This is a genomic window from Lactococcus petauri, assembly GCF_023499275.1.
GTDB classification, from domain to species: Bacteria; Bacillota; Bacilli; order Lactobacillales; family Streptococcaceae; genus Lactococcus; species Lactococcus petauri.
The window spans coordinates 887,437-907,015 of sequence record NZ_CP094882.1 but is presented as its reverse complement, the minus strand read 5'-3'; the positions used below and the strand labels follow the sequence as shown (position 1 = coordinate 907,015).

General features: G+C 38.3%; 16 protein-coding genes. 4 read left to right on the top strand and 12 right to left on the bottom strand.

Annotated features, from left to right (window positions below; translation table 11 throughout):
- Positions 1 to 5: 5 nt before the first annotated feature.
- Positions 6 to 290, bottom strand: a complete 285-nt coding sequence (locus lgb_RS04495; protein WP_019293515.1) for a putative quinol monooxygenase — start codon at positions 288 to 290, stop codon at positions 6 to 8.
- A 264-nt stretch (positions 291 to 554) separates the two neighbouring features.
- On the opposite strand from lgb_RS04495, the gene lgb_RS04490 reads away from it, so the two are divergent.
- The gene (locus tag lgb_RS04490; protein ID WP_249663294.1) at positions 555 to 2,036 is read left to right on the top strand and encodes an ABC transporter permease; all 1,482 of its coding nucleotides are present in this window, start codon (positions 555 to 557) and stop codon (positions 2,034 to 2,036) included.
- A gap of 14 nt (positions 2,037 to 2,050) precedes the next feature.
- A complete protein-coding gene (locus lgb_RS04485) occupies positions 2,051 to 2,722 on the top strand; it encodes an ABC transporter ATP-binding protein (RefSeq protein WP_019293517.1) in 672 nt (223 codons plus the stop codon).
- Between the two features lie 54 nt (positions 2,723 to 2,776).
- On the opposite strand, the gene lgb_RS04480 is transcribed toward lgb_RS04485, so the two are convergent.
- The 10 genes from lgb_RS04480 to lgb_RS04435 form a co-directional block, all read right to left on the bottom strand.
- The gene (locus lgb_RS04480) at positions 2,777 to 4,537 is read right to left on the bottom strand and encodes an InlB B-repeat-containing protein (RefSeq protein ID WP_019293518.1); all 1,761 of its coding nucleotides are present in this window, start codon (positions 4,535 to 4,537) and stop codon (positions 2,777 to 2,779) included.
- Between the two features lie 375 nt (positions 4,538 to 4,912).
- Positions 4,913 to 5,746, bottom strand: coding sequence for an Rgg/GadR/MutR family transcriptional regulator (locus lgb_RS04475; RefSeq protein ID WP_019293519.1), 834 nt, complete (start codon positions 5,744 to 5,746; stop codon positions 4,913 to 4,915).
- 293 nt (positions 5,747 to 6,039) lie between these two features.
- Positions 6,040 to 7,863, bottom strand: coding sequence for a translation elongation factor 4 (lepA, locus tag lgb_RS04470; protein ID WP_019293520.1), 1,824 nt, complete (start codon positions 7,861 to 7,863; stop codon positions 6,040 to 6,042).
- A gap of 130 nt (positions 7,864 to 7,993) precedes the next feature.
- Positions 7,994 to 9,481, bottom strand: coding sequence for a helix-turn-helix domain-containing protein (locus tag lgb_RS04465; protein WP_227671622.1), 1,488 nt, complete (start codon positions 9,479 to 9,481; stop codon positions 7,994 to 7,996).
- Between the two features lie 111 nt (positions 9,482 to 9,592).
- On the bottom strand, positions 9,593 to 11,482 hold the full coding sequence (locus tag lgb_RS04460; protein ID WP_019293522.1) for a WxL domain-containing protein: 1,890 nt from the start codon (positions 11,480 to 11,482) through the stop codon (positions 9,593 to 9,595).
- Entirely contained in the window at positions 11,479 to 11,793 is a 315-nt protein-coding gene (locus lgb_RS04455) for an LPXTG cell wall anchor domain-containing protein (RefSeq protein WP_029345723.1), read from the bottom strand. Before lgb_RS04455 ends, lgb_RS04460 begins: the two co-directional genes overlap by 4 nt.
- On the bottom strand, positions 11,786 to 12,820 hold the full coding sequence (locus lgb_RS04450; protein ID WP_019293524.1) for a WxLIP family cell surface protein: 1,035 nt from the start codon (positions 12,818 to 12,820) through the stop codon (positions 11,786 to 11,788). Before lgb_RS04450 ends, lgb_RS04455 begins: the two co-directional genes overlap by 8 nt.
- A gap of 97 nt (positions 12,821 to 12,917) precedes the next feature.
- Positions 12,918 to 13,529: a WxL domain-containing protein gene (locus lgb_RS04445; protein WP_019293525.1), complete on the bottom strand. Its 612-nt coding sequence runs from the start codon at positions 13,527 to 13,529 to the stop codon at positions 12,918 to 12,920.
- Positions 13,530 to 13,734: 205 nt separating this feature from the next.
- Positions 13,735 to 14,415 carry an acetolactate decarboxylase gene (locus lgb_RS04440; protein WP_019293526.1) on the bottom strand — a complete coding sequence of 227 codons (681 nt, stop codon included), beginning with the start codon at positions 14,413 to 14,415 and terminating at the stop codon, positions 13,735 to 13,737.
- A 21-nt stretch (positions 14,416 to 14,436) separates the two neighbouring features.
- Entirely contained in the window at positions 14,437 to 15,168 is a 732-nt protein-coding gene (locus tag lgb_RS04435) for an epoxyqueuosine reductase QueH (RefSeq protein ID WP_019293527.1), read from the bottom strand.
- Between the two features lie 551 nt (positions 15,169 to 15,719).
- Here lgb_RS04435 and murT point away from each other — a divergent pair.
- Together murT and gatD are read left to right on the top strand one after the other, a co-directional pair.
- A complete protein-coding gene (gene murT, locus lgb_RS04430; protein ID WP_019293528.1) occupies positions 15,720 to 17,069 on the top strand; it encodes a lipid II isoglutaminyl synthase subunit MurT in 1,350 nt (449 codons plus the stop codon).
- Positions 17,069 to 17,860 (top strand): lipid II isoglutaminyl synthase subunit GatD, encoded by a 792-nt coding sequence (gene gatD, locus lgb_RS04425; RefSeq protein WP_004257838.1) that lies wholly within the window; start codon positions 17,069 to 17,071, stop codon positions 17,858 to 17,860. Before murT ends, gatD begins: the two co-directional genes overlap by 1 nt.
- A gap of 64 nt (positions 17,861 to 17,924) precedes the next feature.
- Here the strand turns inward: gatD and lgb_RS04420 are convergent, their stop codons facing one another.
- Positions 17,925 to 19,517, bottom strand: coding sequence for a hypothetical protein (locus lgb_RS04420; RefSeq protein WP_019293529.1), 1,593 nt, complete (start codon positions 19,515 to 19,517; stop codon positions 17,925 to 17,927).
- Positions 19,518 to 19,579 lie beyond the last annotated feature (62 nt).

The window sequence follows — 19,579 nt, the reverse complement described above, 5'->3', positions numbered from 1 at the left end:
TTATTTTACCCCTTCTCTACAATTTGCAATTCCGGCTTTTTAACACTATAGTTAGTGATATTTTGCGCGAAAGCTAGCAGCAAAGGATTGGTGTTGTGTTTTTCGATTGTTTCTAAAGAAGCCCAGTTTTCAATCATCACAAATTCATTTGTTGAAAGCACTGCTTCGTATAAATCATAAGCTAAACATCCTTCTTCTTGTCTGGAAGAAGCAATCAGTTCCTCTGTATCTCTTAAAAATTCTTCTCTTTTTTCGTCTTTGATAAAAAATTTAGCATTAACAATAATCAAATGTCCATCCTCTTTCTGTGACTTTTATTCTTTTCCACAATAATTGACTAATCAATCATTGACTGGTCAATAATACTCTATTTTCTAATTAATTTCAAGAATATTGACTTAAACTCTCTACTCAAAGTTACTAACGTATCTCTTTTTTATATCTCTTTTTTACAATAAAATATTTCTTAAGTTTCGCTTATGTATCGTTTAACTAATTTTTAAGTAAATAAGCATACAATTTGTTTTATTAATTTAGACAAAGGAGAATCTCATTTGGATTTTATAAGACGTGCCTGGCTTTTTACTAAAGCCAAACTATCACGAACCCTTCTACTTATTGTGGCCTTTTCAACTATACTTATTTTTGTTCTTTCGGGTTTGGTTATTCATACAGCTTCTAACCGTTCCATCGAAAATGCGAAGAAGAGTGCCGGAGCGACTGTTACACTCTCCATTAATCGTTCTGCAATGATGGAAAATTTTTCTAAGAATGATTCAACGGGGAAAACGAACAAGTCTGATATGCCTGACATTACTCAAGCAGATGCTGAAAAAATAGCGAAACTTTCTGGAGTAAAATCTTACTCGTATACAAAACAAGCTACAGCAAATGCCGAAAGCAATATCGAAGCAATCAGTCAATCTGACACCTCAGAAAATAATGATAAACAAGGAGCTGTCTTTATGGCAGGGCCGGAAATGAGCGGAAGTACTCCCGGTGATTTCAAAATCGTTGGTACAAACGACTTGCTCGCCTCTTCAGAGTTTTCGGGTGGGACAAATAAAATAACCTCTGGACGCGCGATTCAATCCTCTGATGAAGGAACGAATAATGTTGTCATTGAAGAGAGCTTTGCTAAACAGAACAACCTCAAAGTAAACTCAACATTTACCCTCAAAGATAGTAATGATAAAACTTACAAAATGACTGTTGTAGGACTTTACAAATCAGGTTCAACAGAAAATGATTTGGCCGCAGACTTTAGCTTTATGAACCCAGCCAATCAGATATACACTGCTTTGAGTGTGCCAAACCAAATCGATGGTAAAACAGGAACGCTTGGAAGTGCAATCTTTAATCTGGAAAACCCAGAAGATTCAGAGAAGTTTGTCAAAGAAGCTACCAAGCTTATCGATACAGATAAATTTGAAGTACAGTCTAATGATGCTATTTACCAACAAATGCTACAACCTCTTAACAATATCAGCAGTTTTTCTAAAAATATTGTTATCCTTGTGACACTTGCAGGTGCCATCATCCTTGCGCTTATCGTCATGCTCATGGTGCGAGAACGCCGCTTTGAAATTGGTGTCTTGATGAGCTTAGGCGAGTCAAAAGGAAAAATTGTGGCGCAATTCTTTACTGAACTGTTTATGATAATGGTCGTTTCTATCGGTATAGCCTCAGCTACTGGTAACTTTGTGGGCAATGCCGTCGGTCAACAGTTACTTAACCAAGAAACTCAAACCAGTCAAACCAATCAACCTACCCAAATAAATGGTACTCAAAGACAAGACGATGGACCTCAGACAGAAAAAGGAAGTCCTAATGCTCAACCTGGCGGAATGCGTACGGCGATTGGTATGGGACAAAATAATGAACAGCTCAAGGCCATAAATGAGCTCGAAATTAAAACAAATCCTCAACAAATCGCGATTTTAGCAGCTCTTGCACTCTTGATTACGCTTGTGGCCGTTGGTTTAGCAGCAATTGGTATTTTACGCTTAAACCCTAAACAAGTGCTGACAAATTAAAGAAGGAGGACATTATGACAGTATTAAACATTGAAAATTTGACTTACTACTATAACCATCCTGAAGATTACCTCTTTCAAGATGTCACAGAAACTTTTGAAGCAGGAATTATGTACAGTATTCTCGGCCAATCTGGAAGTGGAAAAACAACACTACTCTCTCTTCTAGCAGGTTTAGATATGCCCAAGTCTGGACAGATTAAACTTAATGGAGACGAGATAAAAGCAAATCAGCTCACCAATTATCGTAAGAACATCGTTTCTACCATTTTTCAAGCTTATAATTTATTAACCTATATGTCAGCTTTTGAAAATGTAAAAACAGCGCTCAGGATCTCAAAAGTCTCCTTTGACGATGAGAAGCAGTCAATTATTGATAGCTTGGAAAAAGTTGGTTTGACAGAGGACTTAATATACAAGCCTGTAAGTAAACTTTCAGGAGGACAGCAGCAACGTGTGGCTATCGCACGCGCCCTTGTTTTAAATCATGATATCATCATTGCGGATGAGCCTACAGGAAATCTTGATGAAAATACGACGCGCCAAATTGTCGAGCTTTTCAAAAAAATAGCGCATGAAGATCATAAACTTGTAATTATCGTGACTCATGAAACAGAGGTAGCTCAAAGCTCTGATGTTGTCTACCAACTCAAGAATAAAAAATTCACCAAGTTAGATGCTTTTTGAAAGAAGCCAGACAAAAAAGACTAGCTCTCGGCTAGTCTTTTTTCTTATTTCATTTTACCTTTTTATTAAGTATTTTTTTACCCCCAACAAGGAAAGGGCGACGAGAATGCTTACTCCTAAGACATAAAGATATGGTTTTGCATTTTCACCTGTCAGCGGAAGTTTTTTTCTAGATCCAAGCGACCTAGTAGTATCTTGAGTTTTCTTAGTACTCAGTGATGCTGTGCTCTTCTCTATTTTTATGTTAGCATTAGTATCTTCCTGTTTTTTTGCTACTTCTTCATTTTTCGGTTCTTCATTTTCATTTGACGCTACTGGAACTTTTTCCCAACTGGCATAGAGAATCTTATCACCTTGTTCTTGCGCTGATATGCCTTCTATTTTTTTACCTTTTTGATCTGTCCAGCCCGTAAAAGTATAGCCTTGCTTCGTTGCTTGTTCAAAATGGTTTACTCCTCGTCCATAAATATAAGAATCTGGATTTTGCTGCGAATTTTCTCCACCATTTAAAACATAGTTTATTTTATAAGTATTTGCTTTCCAATTTGCATAGAGTCTTTTGTCGCCTTGTGCATCGGTAGGAATATTGGTTATACTATTACCATCTCCATCTGTCCAACCTGTGAAAGTGTAACCTTCGCGTTGTGGTGCTTCAAAACGACTTATTCCTTGACCATAACTATATGATAAAGGATTCGCAGGATGGTTTGTTCCACCATTGAGGACATAAGCAATATTAAAGCTTAAACTCTCGGATTTGAATGTTAAAACAGCAGGTTCAGTGTAAATAGGTTCATTATTTATTGAATCTAGCGGTGTAATTTTTAAGCGGTATAAATTACCTTCATTTGAAATATCGGAAGTAAAGTCGAGTGTTTTACGAATTGTTTTATCACCAGCTGAGTTCGTCAGGCTTTCAGAAATATCATTAAAGGACAAACCTTTATCTTTACTTACTTGCCATATCATATCAACTGTTATTTTCTGCTCTGAAGATAAAATTACCTCAGATTCAAAATGAGCAAGTTCTCCTGGGATTAAATCAAGTTGATCATTAGGATTAGTCCCCGTAACCTGTCCATCATATTCGTATTGCACTAAGGCGGGGACATTAAAGTTGAAAGCATGCCATTTATTCGGATCACCATCATAAGCTCTTTCTTGATATAAGGTGAAAGGGATATTTTGCGCAAGATTAGGGGCAAGCGCAGCAACATCTCCCACTAAAAACACCGGTCTTGTTTCAAGCAATGTGGGATCATTTTTTAGCGTCCTTAATGGCATAAAACTCGTGTAAGGTCCTGTCATGTAGATTTTAATCCCCTCACTGCCATTCAATGCTTGGCTCGTATCAACATTAGTTGCCGTATTGTCTATCAGTGGGTTAGGAAGAGTCCAAGCTTGGAGAGCTTCATTCCAGTTATAAGAGCCAGTTGCAGCTGTAGATCCACCAGAATTCGTAATAGTAAAAGTAGGAGAATCCATGTATGGAATCACCTTTACCAATCGGTAATCACTGTTAGGCAATTTCGTAAATGTAAGTGTTCCCTGATAACGGTCGCCATCAATCGTACTTGTACCTGGTGAGGGGATATTAAATGAAGCTTTAAACAAGCTATTGGCAGCCCCGACCCAAGGAATGTGGGTTTTGTAGTCAAAAGCATAAGTTTTATCTGCAGTTGTGACTAGTCCACCATTTGTTGCAAGAACCCGCACAGGTATTATATTTAACAGTATAAATAATATTAACGTGACAGATAACATCATAAGCCTTCTCAAAGACAGTACTTTGTGTAATATTTGATATTTTTTCATTTTTTCTCCTCCTCCTTCTATTATGGGCAACACCACGAGAACTACTTTACCCTTCTAGAATTGTCCTTTCTTTTTTATTATCCCTTATATCATTATATTATAATAAGAAAAAAATTAAATCAACCTCTTTTTCGATGTAATTGTCTACACAATACATTTATACTGGCATCAAGGAGCTATAAGCACCTTCATCCACTGAGTCCCAGATTTAATTTGTAAGAAATGGTTCAAGAAATCGAACTCATATTAGCTATATTTTCTCTTTTATAGACTTTAAAAATAAAATTTAAATGAAAAAAGTTACTGGATCGATTGCGCCAGTAACTGCTATTTTTAAGTATGAATGTGGTGAGACATATATCCTTTACGATAAGTCTATCCTTTTATTTTCTCAAAATTATGTTTAAAAATGCCCCGAAGCTCTAAAGCATTTATTTCTGATAATATCTTTAAAGACCTACTAACAAGTTTTGTTCCCATATTTTTATCTTCAAATTTATAAATCCAACATCCCTTTACAAAAATAGAAGATATTCTTACATAGGTATCAAAAACAAGTGTTAATTTATCTAATTCCTCTATTAACTTCTCTGAAAATTTCTTTTGCTCTCTTCTAATCATGGAAAGAATAGTACGGATGATTAATCTAATTAATAAATTTCTAAATTCTGTGATTTCTTTTAAATACTGACTGTTTTGTGATAGAATTCTTTCAATCAGATGATAGACTAAGTCAGGATTAATTTCTTCTAGTGTGTTCACTAAGATATACATTTCATAACTATGCCAAACTTGATAAGACTTAAGCTTGTTTTCTATATACTTTATTTCGTCAGTTGAAAGCTTTGTAAAACAAGCTTTGGCTGAGAGAGCAATGACTTGGTTTTCTTCCATATCATATTTTACATTTTTCATGTATATATCCTGAAGGTTTTTCTGGTCATTGCTAAAGTAAGCTTTCTCAATTTCCTTAAATTGAGATAACCAATAATCCTCCTCATCATTATTAATCATCAGCATATAGGAACGAAAAGTGGTGTGCATCTCTTGTAAGGCAAGGTCTAATTTATCTAAAGAAATCATTGATTTACCATTTTCAAAATAGGACAATGTTGATTTTGATAAACCAACCCGTTCAAAATCGCTTAAAAGTAAGTGGTGCTGCAAGCGTAATTTTTTAAAAACTTCGCCATATTTTTTATAAATCATGGTCATTCCTCCTAAACAGCATATTTTAAAAATGTACACTCTCGCGAATATCCAATAATATATCTTGGCTAGCATTAAATATGCTCGACTTCTTACCTTCTTTTCACTTTCATTTTATCATAACAAATCTTATATTTACTAAAAAATTCACTTAAATTTAATGAAATAAATTCTTTTTATATCATTTTTCTTCATGATTTATCTCCAGGACGATTATATTTTTATCCAAAAAATAAAGACAGCCTCAAAGACTGTCTTTTACTTATTTGTGATATAAAGTAGCTTATTTACCTTTATTCTTCATCCATAGACAAAACAGAAAGGAAAGCTTCTTGTGGTACTTCTACTGAACCGATTGATTTCATGCGTTTCTTACCAGCCTTTTGTTTTTCCAAAAGTTTACGTTTCCGAGAAACGTCACCACCGTAACATTTAGCCAAGACATTTTTACGCAAGGCTTTGATGTCGCTACGTGCCACGATTTTTTGACCAATAGTGGCTTGGATTGGTACTTCAAATTGTTGACGAGGAATAAGTTTTTTGAGTTTTTCAACGATAACTTTACCACGTTCGTAAGCAAAATCTTTGTGCACGATAAAGCTAAGGGCATCGACTTTTTCGGAATTCAAGAGAATATCCATCTTCACGAGACGTGATGGACGGTAATCTGAGATTTCATAGTCGAAACTTGCATAGCCGCGTGTTGAAGATTTGAGCTTATCAAAGAAATCAAAGACAATCTCACTCAATGGGATATGATAAATAACATTGACACGGTTAGCATCAAGATAATCCATCGTCACAAATTCACCACGTTTGCGTTGAGCAAGCTCCATAACGGCACCGACAAACTCGTTAGGCACCATGATTTGTGCTTTGACAAATGGTTCTTCAATACTTTCAATACGCGTTGGATCAGGGAATTCACTTGGATTTGCCACTTCCATTGTTTCACCATCAGTCGTGTTGACATGGTAAATTACAGATGGTGCGGTCATGATTAAGTCTAAGTTAAATTCGCGTTCCAAGCGCTCTTGGATAACATCCATGTGCAAAAGGCCTAAGAAACCACAACGGAAACCAAATCCAAGCGCTTGTGATGTTTCTGGCTCAAACTGCAAGCTGGCATCATTCAGTTGTAGGCGTTCTAGGGCTTCACGAAGGTCATTATAACGGTTAGAATCAATCGGGTAAAGTCCACAGAAGACCATTGGATTCATTTTTTTATAACCAGCAAGGGCTTCCTCTGCAGGATTATTAGCTAGAGTGATTGTATCACCAACCCGTGTATCCGCAACTGTCTTAATTGCAGCTGCCAAGTAACCAACATCGCCCGCCATGAGGAAGTCACGCGCCACTGCTTTAGGCGTAAAAATCCCAACCTCTGTCACAACAAATTCTTTACCGTTTGACATCAGTTGAATAGTATCACCTACCTTCACAGAACCGTCAACTACACGGATTTGCAAGATAACACCACGATAAGCATCATAAACTGAGTCGAAAATCAGAGCCTTGAGTGGTGCTTCAACATCACCTTGAGGTGCTGGAACCTTCTCCACAACTTGTTCCAAAATTTCTTCAATACCGATACCTGCTTTAGCAGAGGCTAAAACAGCCTCTGAAGCGTCTAAACCGATGACATCTTCAACCTCAGTACGCACTCGTTCTGGATCTGCCGCAGGAAGGTCAATTTTATTAATGACGGGAAGAATTTCTAAGTCGTTATCTAAAGCCAAATAGACATTGGCCAAGGTTTGGGCTTCAATCCCTTGAGCTGCATCGACAACAAGAATAGCACCTTCACAGGCAGCTAAAGAACGGGAAACTTCATAGGTAAAATCGACGTGTCCAGGCGTGTCAATAAGGTGGAAAATATAGGTTTCTCCATCTTTAGCCGTGTATTCTAACTCAATAGCATTGAGCTTAATCGTGATACCACGTTCACGCTCCAAATCCATGCTGTCCAAAAGCTGTGCTTGCATTTCACGTTTTGAGACCGTTTCTGTCAGTTCAAGGATGCGGTCAGCCAACGTTGATTTTCCGTGGTCAATATGCGCAATGATCGAAAAGTTACGGATTTTCTCCTTGCGCGCGTTCATTTCTTGTATATTCATCATTATTTCCTTAATAAAAAGTCTATTAGTATCATTATAACATAAAGTTACTTTCTCAAAATAAAGAAATAGATAAAAAGAGTTTTTTACTCTATGTATTATTCTGACATTAACACGGCGAATTTTATTTTTAACGAAACCTCTTCTCATAAAGCGATTTAGACAAAAACTCAATCAAGTCGGTCCATGTTTCTTTATCAAAAATATTTTTAAAGTAAAAAACATCTTTGGAGAGGAAATTTCCTTCGGGATCACTCGAAATGATAACATCAGCTTCAGGTATCGTTTTGCAGAAAGCGATTAAATCGCTATTAAAAAATTTTTTCAAGGTGTTTTGAATATAGAAGCTATTCACAATGCTTGAGGTATGATTAATATAGACTTGGACAGGGATACTTGGCGCATTGAGCTCGTAAATTGTATAAAGTAGTGCTGTCAAACTTTTTCTCTCTAAATCATTCAACTGCTGTGAAGAAGGAAAATAGGTAATGATCTGATTCAGCCTATCTTTAACAGCACGATAACGAGGCTTTTTTTCAAACAATTCATAATTTTTTTCGATAGGAACTGCACGGTAAAAATCAACATTAAACTGTATGTAACGTGAATATAGGTTGGTAAGTACTAGAAGATAGTATGATTTGACATAATTTTCTTCGGAAAACTCAAAAGAGAACGTCTCGCGAAATTTTTCTAGAAACAGGCTGACTTCATAACCAACAGAAAGTTTCGAATTTTGAAATCTTTCAACCACCCTTTTTTTCTCGTACATATCATCAAACTCAAAAATAAGACCTCTGACTAAAAAACTAAGAAGTATTGACTCTTTCTCAATAATCTCTGGGTCTACATTAAAAGAGGCAAGATTTAAGCAGTGATGACCTCGATAAAATATCGAAATATCCTCTAAAAATGCTTTTTCAACCTTGACATATTTCTTAAAGTAAACTATACGGTAGGAGGTCACGCCTGCAAGTATAAGCAACTTTTGTTCCTGAGCTTTAGAAAGTTTTCGCTCAATTTTTAAAGAACGCTTTAAAAAATTTATATCGATAAATTCTGGCGGAAAGGCATCAGAGAAAGGCTTTTTTCCTAAGGTATTGAAAAGATGCCAATGTGTGAGATAGAGAAAATAGCGTACACCAAGTTCATCTCCCGAAAAATTTGTCGCATTTGTCAAGTCAAATTCGGCTTTAAAAGGGAGCATAATCTCCTTCACTTGTGTCAATAACTTGTAGACTGTTGGTTCACTAAAGTTCAAATCATAAGCAATTTCAGGAATTGATGTGTAACTTTTACTGATAAGTGTAGAGAGGAGATTATATAAAGGGCTTTTCCGCATATAATTCAGCTTCAAGCGGGTCACGATATAATCTGGTGTCATTTCATTCTTCATTTTTATGACTATTTTTGAAGACTTTTTTATTATCTTAATATCTTGACCAAAAAGTTCATGGATATCTTCTGCAAGTTCCTTGCTGTACCGTCTAAAAGTCTCATTTTTCAAGTTCAATTTCTCCTTTAAATCTTTAGAAAATTCACCTGCCCGAGAAAACAAGATGTACTGAAAGAGTTCAATCTTAACTTGTTCCTTTGGCGTTGTGAAAAGCTCTATCATAACTTTTTCTCCTATTTCCATTCCTCGCTTTGCATCTTCCAACATCTTTTATTACCTTAAGCCTTCAAAATATAAAAACAGCGAAACGCTGTTTTTATATTTATTATAACTTTATGCTGGTGGTGTACTCTTAGTGGTCGATACAAGATTCCAAGTTATCGTACTGCTAAAAGTCTCTCCTGCACTCAGATCGGCTAGCGGATCAGGTTGTAAGAGCAACTGCCCGGTTAAATCAAAAGCTTCACTGCTTACTGAATCTACAATGTAATTATCTGTATCATCATCTTTAAGATTTATCTCAAAGGGATAAGTGGACATTGTAAGTTGACTATTAAATTTCAGTCTATGATTATTGTTACTTTGGAAACGACTCATCTTTGCAGAAAGTCGCCAGCCACCTTTTGCTCTACTGTCCACAATTTCAAGATGATCTTGTGCAGTGGGCTCTCTATCTTTTGTTCCATCATAGATATAACTGGCAGGCAATTTACCAAAATCAAAGTTTGGTACTTGCTGTAAAAGAAGCTTTCCTGTCGCTTTATTAACCAGGAGTTGAGCCTTATTTGAAGAAAGAGTAACTGTTTCCTTTTTGCCGTCCCCTGTATCAATCGTTGTTGAAAAAGTGACTTGAACTGCAAAAGGTTTCCCATTTTCTGTCGCTTCCCGTGCAGTTTTCATAAAGGCACTGTCTGGAGCAAAAGAAAGGATGTGATCTGTATCATTGAGACTGGTCAAATCGCTTACTGTACCTTTATAGTTTTTGACCCCTTGAGTTTCAGAGAAAGCTTTAGAAGTCTTCCCTTCTATGTATTTCCATTCATAACTCCATACTTCGGCACTTTCAACCGATTTGTTCAAATCTGCTAAACCTTGTCCATCAAGTTCCCAGCTCATACCACTATCTTCTGCAACATTTTTAGCTGCTAAACCACCGAGATAGACTGTCTTATTATCTGTTGGCGTTGTTCCATCATCATTTCTAATGCCAGCAGACATCGTGAAAGGGATACCCGGTGCTTGTACATCGGTATTTACTTCATCAAGCTGATCCCCAGCATCAAATTCAATACTGCGTCCCTCTGTTTTGAGGAAATTAATTCCCTTTAAAGAACTGTTCCAAGTAATTTTACCCGTCGCATCACGTGGTGTTGTCACGGCCTTCGCCGAATAAGTCGCTTTTTCAAACACCACACTCGGAGTCGTAATGGAAATACCGCTAGCAGCAACTGGCTTATCCTTAACCGTGACTTTAGCAAGTTGCGAGTAATAGGTCATAGCAGAGATGCTCCCAATAATTGGTAGGGTATTGAGCCTTGTTTCTAGCTGAAAATAATAATTACCAGCTTGCAGCTTGGTTACAGGGATGTCAATGCTTTGTTTAGTTGAGCCAAGGAGTCCACTTCTATCCGAAAATTCACCAATACTTCCCATACTTAGCCAACTCCCATCGTCTTGTTCCTGCCAAGCATTTACTTTGACTTTAACCTTACCCCAAGAAGTCACCCATGATGTGGTTTTAATACTTAAATCAGCACTTGTACCTTCAACAATATACTGCTCTTCTTGAGGCTGAGAAAGAATCCCTGTACGCAGTGGAAAGAGTAAATAAAGGCCATTTCGATCTGGTTCATGGGCACCTGGCAAATCGGTATAGCTTGCATCTGATGACAAGCTCGCAGTTGGAGATGCTTTTTCAGATTGAGGTTTATCTTCGATAGATTTTTCTTGCTCTGGTACCTCAGATGTTCTCGGTGCTTCATTTTCTATTGGAGCTGCCTCTTCAGATGTTTGATCTCCTCTGTTTTCAGACTCAATAGTTTGATCTGTATCCGATGTTGGTGTTTCAAGTTCTGACTCTTGCAGACTTGAGCTACTATCCTTATCATTCGTTGCACTAGATGAAGGCTGTGCTTCCACGTCACTGTCCAAGGCATAAACTGCAGGGCTTGCAGCATGTAGCAAGAGAAAAAGCAATATAAAACCTATATTTATTTTTTTCATTGAAGTTTTCCTTTCTCTCCATACATACGAGCCAAGAACAAGACAGCAACAAACAACAATAGCATACAGCCAAACAAGATTAAAGAATATTCTTGAGCACTTCCTGTAGATGGCAAGAGATCGTAATGCACCAACTGTCCATTTTGAGGAATTTCAGGTGGCAAAACACCAGCGTCTCTTACATCCTGATGAACAGTAAAACCAATTTTACTTTGCATCATATTAGCGCTCACTGGCTGTATAAGGAAAAGATTCGTCAGACAAGAAAGACCTAAGAGTGCTAAACTAACTTTTAGTTTGCTATTATTCATCTTCATCATCAGTATCGCCCTTTCTTTTTCCTAGCCCATAAGCCACGAGGAAAATAATAATACTGCTACCAACTACTGCAGCTATGATCCACCAAAGCTTTGTATTTGATTTTTCTCCCTCAAGCAGCTTGCTGTTGACGGTTTCTCTACCTTTACTATCAACTGTAAAGTCACGTGCCATATCAAAGCTTTTATCACCCGACTTCATCAGCATATGATAGGTATATTTCCCCGGTTTTAAGAGATGTTTATTGGTATCTATTGTATATTCAAATGAAGAATAGGGGGCCATCTCATATTTTTCTGATTGTGACTGATAAAGCTTGTCCGTTTTTCCCTTTTCAGTCACCCATGCCTCTACTTTTATTTGCCCAAACATGCTTGGAGCTTGGTTACTAACCTCACCTACAACTTTAGGCACTCCTGTATCCGACTTCATCTGTGCGTTCGTCAACGCTAATTTGGGCGTAATTTTTTTATTGAAATCTTCCGATATTATGACAGGGATTGTCATAGCAAAGGCATTACGTACACCTACACCTTTAGACTTTGCTGTTTCTTTCGGGACTTTGCGAACATAGACACTGCCTAAAATAGTACCTTTTATATTATCTTGAGGTAGCTTCAGATTAAAAGTAATATTCTTTGTCTGCCCAGCAGCAACTGTTACTTTTTGAGTCGCCTTTTTCTCCTCTACCAAATCCTTGAGGGAAAGACCACCTGCTATCATTTTTTTGGAGCTGGGAGTATAATCAATATGGCCGTTATTACTTGTCGTTGCTTGGACAAGCTGAACATCAAAATCTTGATTTTCATTTTCTGTCAAATTCTGAACAGCTACCGTTACTGGATAACTTTCATTTTGTTCACCCTTAATTGAGAAATAGCCTGCAGTGGGATCCGTTTGACCCTTTCCAAGTACTGGGGTGACAGTAAAACCTGCGCCCTCTTCCGCATGTGCATTCACAGGTAGAAATAAGGTGAATAGCAGTATGGCGAAGCAGCCTAATCCTTTTATAAATTTCATGCTTTTCAACCTCCACTAAAAAATAAAAGCAAGAACCGACAAATCTTAAGTTTTGCCCGTACTTGCTTATACATTTTCATTTATCCGACAACAAAGATTATGCAGTTGGAGCGACGGGTTGTGAAGAACTCAAGTTCCAGTTGATTGTTGTTTCAAAAGCATCATCAGCTGCCAAGTTTGCCTTTGGATTTGCGCCCAAAGTTAATTTAGCATTTTCTGCAGAAATAAGGAATTCATCTTTACCATGCGAACCATTACCTTTTGCAAGTTCTACAGGGCTCTTGTCATCTTTAATTACACCTGTAAAATCTTCTCCTAAAGTACCGACCGCTGAAAGGTCTAAAGCTGCACCTTCCAATGAAGTTTTAGAATTTGTAAATTTATCCATATTAGCTGTCAATGTCCAGTCTGATGTACCCAAACGTGTATCGCTAACTAAAACTTTTCCTTCAGCTTGAGCTGCTTTTCCAGTGAACCCTGAGTAAATTGAGCTGGCTTCAAGAACACCATAGTTGAAGCTTGGTACTTCTTTCAATGTTAACGTGCCGTTATCTGGATCCGTTGGATTTCCTGGATCTTTAGCGGTAATCGTGAAGTTAGCAGTAGAATCTTTTGCCTCTGCTTCATCCGCGAATCCTGTAGTAGCTGAAGCCATCGTCATGCTAGCCAAGATTCCCATACCCATCGTTGCTAAAAATGCTTTTTTCATAATAAACATCTCCTCTATAAATTTTTATAAGATTATGTGAATCCACCTTGAATAAACTCACTTCTTTATTTTATAATTTATCTTGCAACATAATTATATTTATTTGTGGGAATTTACCTCAGCTCAAGATAAACTTTACGATTTATTTCACATAGGAATTTTAACGACAAAAAAACTACCCTTTTTAGGTAGTTTTTATCTATTATTACTCAAAGCGCATAGCCTTGAAATTTTCATTTTCTTGAGGAAATTCCTGTTTCATTTCCCCCACTTGACCAACTTCAATGGTAATTTGTCCAGATAAGAATTCAGTCAAGTGACCGCCAAAAGTCTTGTCATCACTTAAAAAGTGTAAATGGGCACCATCACCATACAGATCTTCTAAAAACTTAGGCGACCAGATACCAACAATCGTTCCCGAAATGTTTTTTTCGGCAAAATGAGGCTGTTCAGCCAGTATTTCCAAATAATTTTTCGTATTCTTTGCAGGTTTAGAGCTAATTTCCACCGACTCAAAGTGTCCAGTCATTTTTAGACTGTAAGCTGTGTTCCGTGTTGGGAATTTCTCTGTCAGATCATGCAAGGTTTGCATCGTCAGTCCATTAACTTTATAAGTCGCAAAAGGTTGGTGATCAATCACTGCAACATACGGTAAAGTTTCATCTGGCTTAACTATGCGAACCTGATTTTCAGAATTTCCGTGATAGGCAGTGCCATCAAGAATAATAACTTCTCCATCAGCACCATCTAAGGTACCAATACCAATTTGTCCATATTTTAAAGCTTCTCCAGCAGTTATGGTCCCTTCATAAAAGCCACCATACAGGGTGTTAAAAGAACCATGCTGAAAAATTGCACTCATTTTATTTATAAAACTTTTAACCATGCAACAATTATAGCATGTTCTTTATTTTTTGTCGCCTACTTTATTTATAAACTTTACAGCACTTCTATTAATTTCTTTAAGGTCAATTCCTTGTTGACGTGCTGCAAAGACACAACCACAATAGCATTGGCGGTAAATATCGTATTCTTTGCACATCTCTACGGAACGTTTCCAGCCGTTGTTTTTCTTAAAGTCACTAGGCAAGTATTGGACAGCATAGATTTTTTGCATATCTAAGCCTATTTCATTTATGAGTTGGCCGTTCTTTTTGGGGCTGAGCGTGAGTGCCGAGCCAAAATAATCATAACCTAACTCTTGGGCTTTCTCTGCGACAATATCTAAACGCATTTGAAAACAAGCTGTGCAACGCGAACCACCTTCAGGTTCTTCTGTGAGCTGATGTAATTTGACCATCTGCATAAATTTATTGGGTTCATAAGGTGCCGCAATAAACTGAACATTATTTCCTGTTTTTACATTAAAGTCTTGAACAAAATCAGCCTGAACTTTCTCACGCCTTTCGTACTCGGCACGAGGATGAATATTCGAGTTCGAAAAATAAATTGTCACATCAGCATTTTGACAAAGATATTCTAAACTATAAGTTGAACAGGGTGCACAACAGGAATGAAGCAAAATTTTGGGACGAAGACCTTCAGCCTCCCAGCTTTCACGCATTTTTTGATAAACCCGATCATAATTTACCTTTTGATTAGGATTCATCTTTTGTAGGATTTCAGTCGCATTTTTCATGACTTTATTTTAGCATATTTTGAAGATGTCTTGCTTGAAGTTTAATAACAGTGAAATTTAATTCTTTCATTTTTAAGGTTTTTATATTATACTAAGAGGAGGAACTCTCAAAACTCCTACACCCCGCTCTTGGCAATGTCCAAGAGCTTTTTTTGTTGTAATTATACTATAACATGGTAGCTTTATCGTGAGCTGGCCTCACAAAAACGAAAGGCGACAATTTTTATCGATATATGAAACACTTTCATTGATGATTACAGTGGTTAATAAAAACGATAAAAAATAACGTCCTACTTTAGTCGAGAAGACGTTATTTTTAACTAAAATCGGCTACCGTTCTTAATACGGCTGCATGGGTCTTGTTAGCGCAAGTCCTTTTCTTTATATTTATTATAATACCGTGCTCTCCTAAGAGCAGGAAAAACGAAAAATCTGATGAAGTTAGAACACCCCACACAACTTCTTATTACCTTGTTTATCAGCAAAAAAATATCTTTTCCAATGAGAAGTTTATCCTCCTCAACACCGCAATCTATGGTATAATATCATTTATGACTATGAAAACTTCATTCGCAACTTTAGCAGGAAAGAGTTCACGCTTAGTTTTAGAGAAAATCTTTAAGCGTGGAAGTACGTTGCCTGGTAAGATTGCTTTAAAATTTGATCCTGAAATTTTAGCTACATTAACAAAAGATTATGAAATTATCGTTGTGACAGGGACCAATGGTAAAACTTTGACCACAGCGCTCACTGTCGGTATACTCGAAAAAGCTTTTGGAAAAGTTGTCACAAATACTTCTGGTGCCAATATGATTACCGGGATTACTGCTACTTTCTTGACAGCGCCTAAGGTTAAAAAAGGGAAAAAAGGCTTTGCTGTTCTGGAGATTGATGAAGCATCACTGCCAAAAATCACCGAATATATCAAGCCTTCACTTTTTGTTTTCACAAATATTTTCCGCGACCAAATGGACCGTTACGGAGAGATTTATACAACTTATGACTTTATCGTCAAGGGAGCCGCTAATGCACCTGAAGCCACTGTTCTTCTCAATGGTGATAGCCCGCTCTTCCATTCACGGACTTTGGTAAATCCTGTCAAGTATTATGGTTTTGACCATGAAAGTCATGCGCCTGAACGTGCGCATTATAATACTGAAGGGGTTGTTTGTCCGGAATGCCATCATATCTTAGATTATAAGCTCAATACTTATGCTAACCTTGGCGATTACATCTGCCAAAGCTGCGGTTTCAAACGTCCTGAGCTGGATTACCGTGTTTCTGAACTCACAGAAATTACCAATACTTCTTCTCAGTTTGTCATTGATAATCATTCTTATAAAATCAACGTGGGTGGGCTCTACAATATCTACAACGCTCTTGCTGCTGTTTCTGTCGCTGAATTTTACGGTGTACCTGCTGAAACTATCAAGGCAGGTTTCGAACAATCTAAAGCCGTCTTTGGTCGTCAAGAAACCTTTAAGATTGGTGATAAATCCGCTACTATTGTCCTGATTAAAAATCCTGTTGGAGCAAACCAGGCTCTGGAAATGATGAAACTTGCTGATTATCCATTTACCTTGGTTAGCTTGCTCAATGCCAACTATGCTGACGGTATTGACACAAGCTGGATTTGGGATGCTAACTTTGAGCTGGTCCATGACATGGATATTGACCAAATCTTTGTTGGTGGTGTCCGCCATAGTGAAATGGCTCGTCGTTATCGTGTTTCTGGATTTGACGAAAGCAAAATTCATGAACTTGAGTCGCTACCACAAATCCTTGATGCCCTCAAAAATGAAGCAGATCAGCACATCTATATCCTAGCAACCTACACTGCAATGTTAGAAATGCGTGAGTTGCTTGCACAAAACAAGATGATTGGAAAGGAGATGCACTAATGGTTTATACTTCTTTAACATCAAATTTAGAAAATCCTAAATACAACCTTCATGTTGCCCATCTTTATGGGGACTTGATGAATACTTATGGCGATAACGGTAACATCCTCATGCTTAAGTATGTCGGCGAAAAATTAGGCGCTGAAATGACTTTTGATATTGTTTCCCTTGAAGATAGTTTTGATCAAGATTTTTATGACCTTGTCTTCTGGGGCGGTGGTCAAGATTATGAACAGGAAATCATCGCGGACAGCTTCAAAAATATCACAGCACCACTCAAATCCTATATTGAGGCTGAAAAGCCTATGCTTGCCATCTGTGGCGGCTATCAAATGTTAGGTCAGTACTATATCAATGCTGCTGGCAACAAGATTGACTGTACCGGTATCTTGCCGCACTACACCAAAAACCTTGGCAATGACCGTTTTATTGGCGATATTCAAATTCATAACGAAGAGTTTGGTGAAACTTATTATGGTTTTGAAAATCACTCGGGAATTACCTATCTTGGTGAAGGCGAAAAAGCTTTAGGTAAAGTGGTTTATGGTGGCGGGAACAATCCCGACGATGACACCGAAGGGCTCCACTATAAAAATACATTTGGTACTTACTTCCACGGTCCCATCCTTTCGCGCAATGCACGCTTGGCCTATCGCCTCGTCACAACTGCCTTATATCAAAAATACGGGCAAGACTTGGAACTTCCAGCCTTCGAGGAAATTCTCGCCCACGAAGAAAAAGGACAACAAATCACGGATGCCAAACGTAAAGTTGAACATTACGAACATTAAAATACAAAAAGACAAAGTCACAAGAACTTTGTCTTTTTATTTGGTTCGCTAATACTTTTTGGAGTTACTGATGGATGATGAGGGCGGGGCGGATACCACCATCGGAAGCGCTGTGTTCAGGATCTTTCACATACATTTCTCCTGAATTAGCGACCGTCCAAGCTCTAGATACCATAATTTCATTGGGAAATCCATATAAAAAATCTGGACTAGGGGTGCGCAACCACCACCAGCTGTTCCCAGGCGCTACACGTTCTCCAAGGCTTGTAAAGCCAGAATTTGCACCAGAAACACGGTTCACATCAACCAGTGATAAGGCAAAAGCCCGTGGGTTGCCGTCTGAAACAACTTGCGTGATATCGGCAAGTAGCACTGAGCCCTGTGCTCCTTGGAAGAAAAAGTTCAAACCTGTAAAATCGACAATATGTAGATCTACTGGGTTGAGTTCTCCTGTCGTGAACTCGTCAGCCACAGGCTGAACCAGAGCTCGAAGTTCCGGTAAAATGCCACTGTTAAACCAAGTTTCCATCTGAGACTCTTGCGCTTCAAAAGACACGTCAGGAATAACTTCGTTACGGATAATCATGTGGTTGCCGCTGCCTTGATTTTCAAGGTAACGAAAGGCTTGGTCATCCTCTGTGGTAAAGATACGCCCTAGATTCATAGCGTTAAAGTTAAAATCTCTTAGCGGCGAACTTGCGGTTGGTAAAGGATTTCCATCACTCGTACGAACTGCGGAGAGGAAGTCATTCAGGTGATTAGGCTCGTCAGAAAAGCTTTCGTCTGGACTGATAAGCTCACTGGAAACATGAATCGCGTAATAATAAGAGCCCGGAATGTTATCTGCCACCTCCAACATTCTGGCTTCATCAATCAGATACGAGGTTGCTTGACCGGGATGGAGTCGATTTGCCCAATAGGCCCAACCAGTATTATGGTCAATCACCCAAAAGTTCCCCGTTCTTGGATTTTCTGTCCACGCTTGGAGTGACATTGGCGGAAGATTTTGAGTTAAGTTTTGCGCAGTCTCTCGTGTTACCGCAGCTCCCTGATAACGGCCTGCGCTGTTATCGACACTGTCATTTTCCCCCCAGAAATTATCTGTCCCATCGCCCGGATGTGTGTATCCTCCACTTGCATAATCAAGTGCATCGCCTGCAGCGGCTGATAAGTCAAAAAGTGCATGATTCTCCTCATAAACAGTGTTAAACGTAGGAAGAAACCAGGGGGCTGCACCTTCTCGACCAAAGCTAAGTCGAGAAAATTGATTAAAATATTCGTAGCCTTCTCCTGTACGTTCAGTGAGATTATTCGCAGAAGGGATATAAGTGCTCCAGGTGCTTGTATCCTCGCGATCACTTGTCGAAACAACCGAAGTCCATTCAGACTGACCGCGCTTTTGAATCGACATGTACTCCGAGAGACGAAGCCTCGCCATCAGCGGTTCTTGCCCGAAGTTTTCCACGAAAACATCCTTGTTTTCTTCTTCCCGGTTAAAGTAGTCGTGGACACGTCCGCCGACTTGCGCTAGATTTTCTCTTTCTCGGTCATTGATTGCCTGTTGGTTAAAAGCAGTGAAGGCGAAAGTACCACCGATTAAGCCAAGTAGGGCTAAGAGTGCGATATTGCGTACTTTACGTTTTTTATCTGCGTTCATAGGCTGCTCCCCTCCTCAAAACAGAGAAGACCGACAGCTGCTAGACGGAAAATTACCGCCTG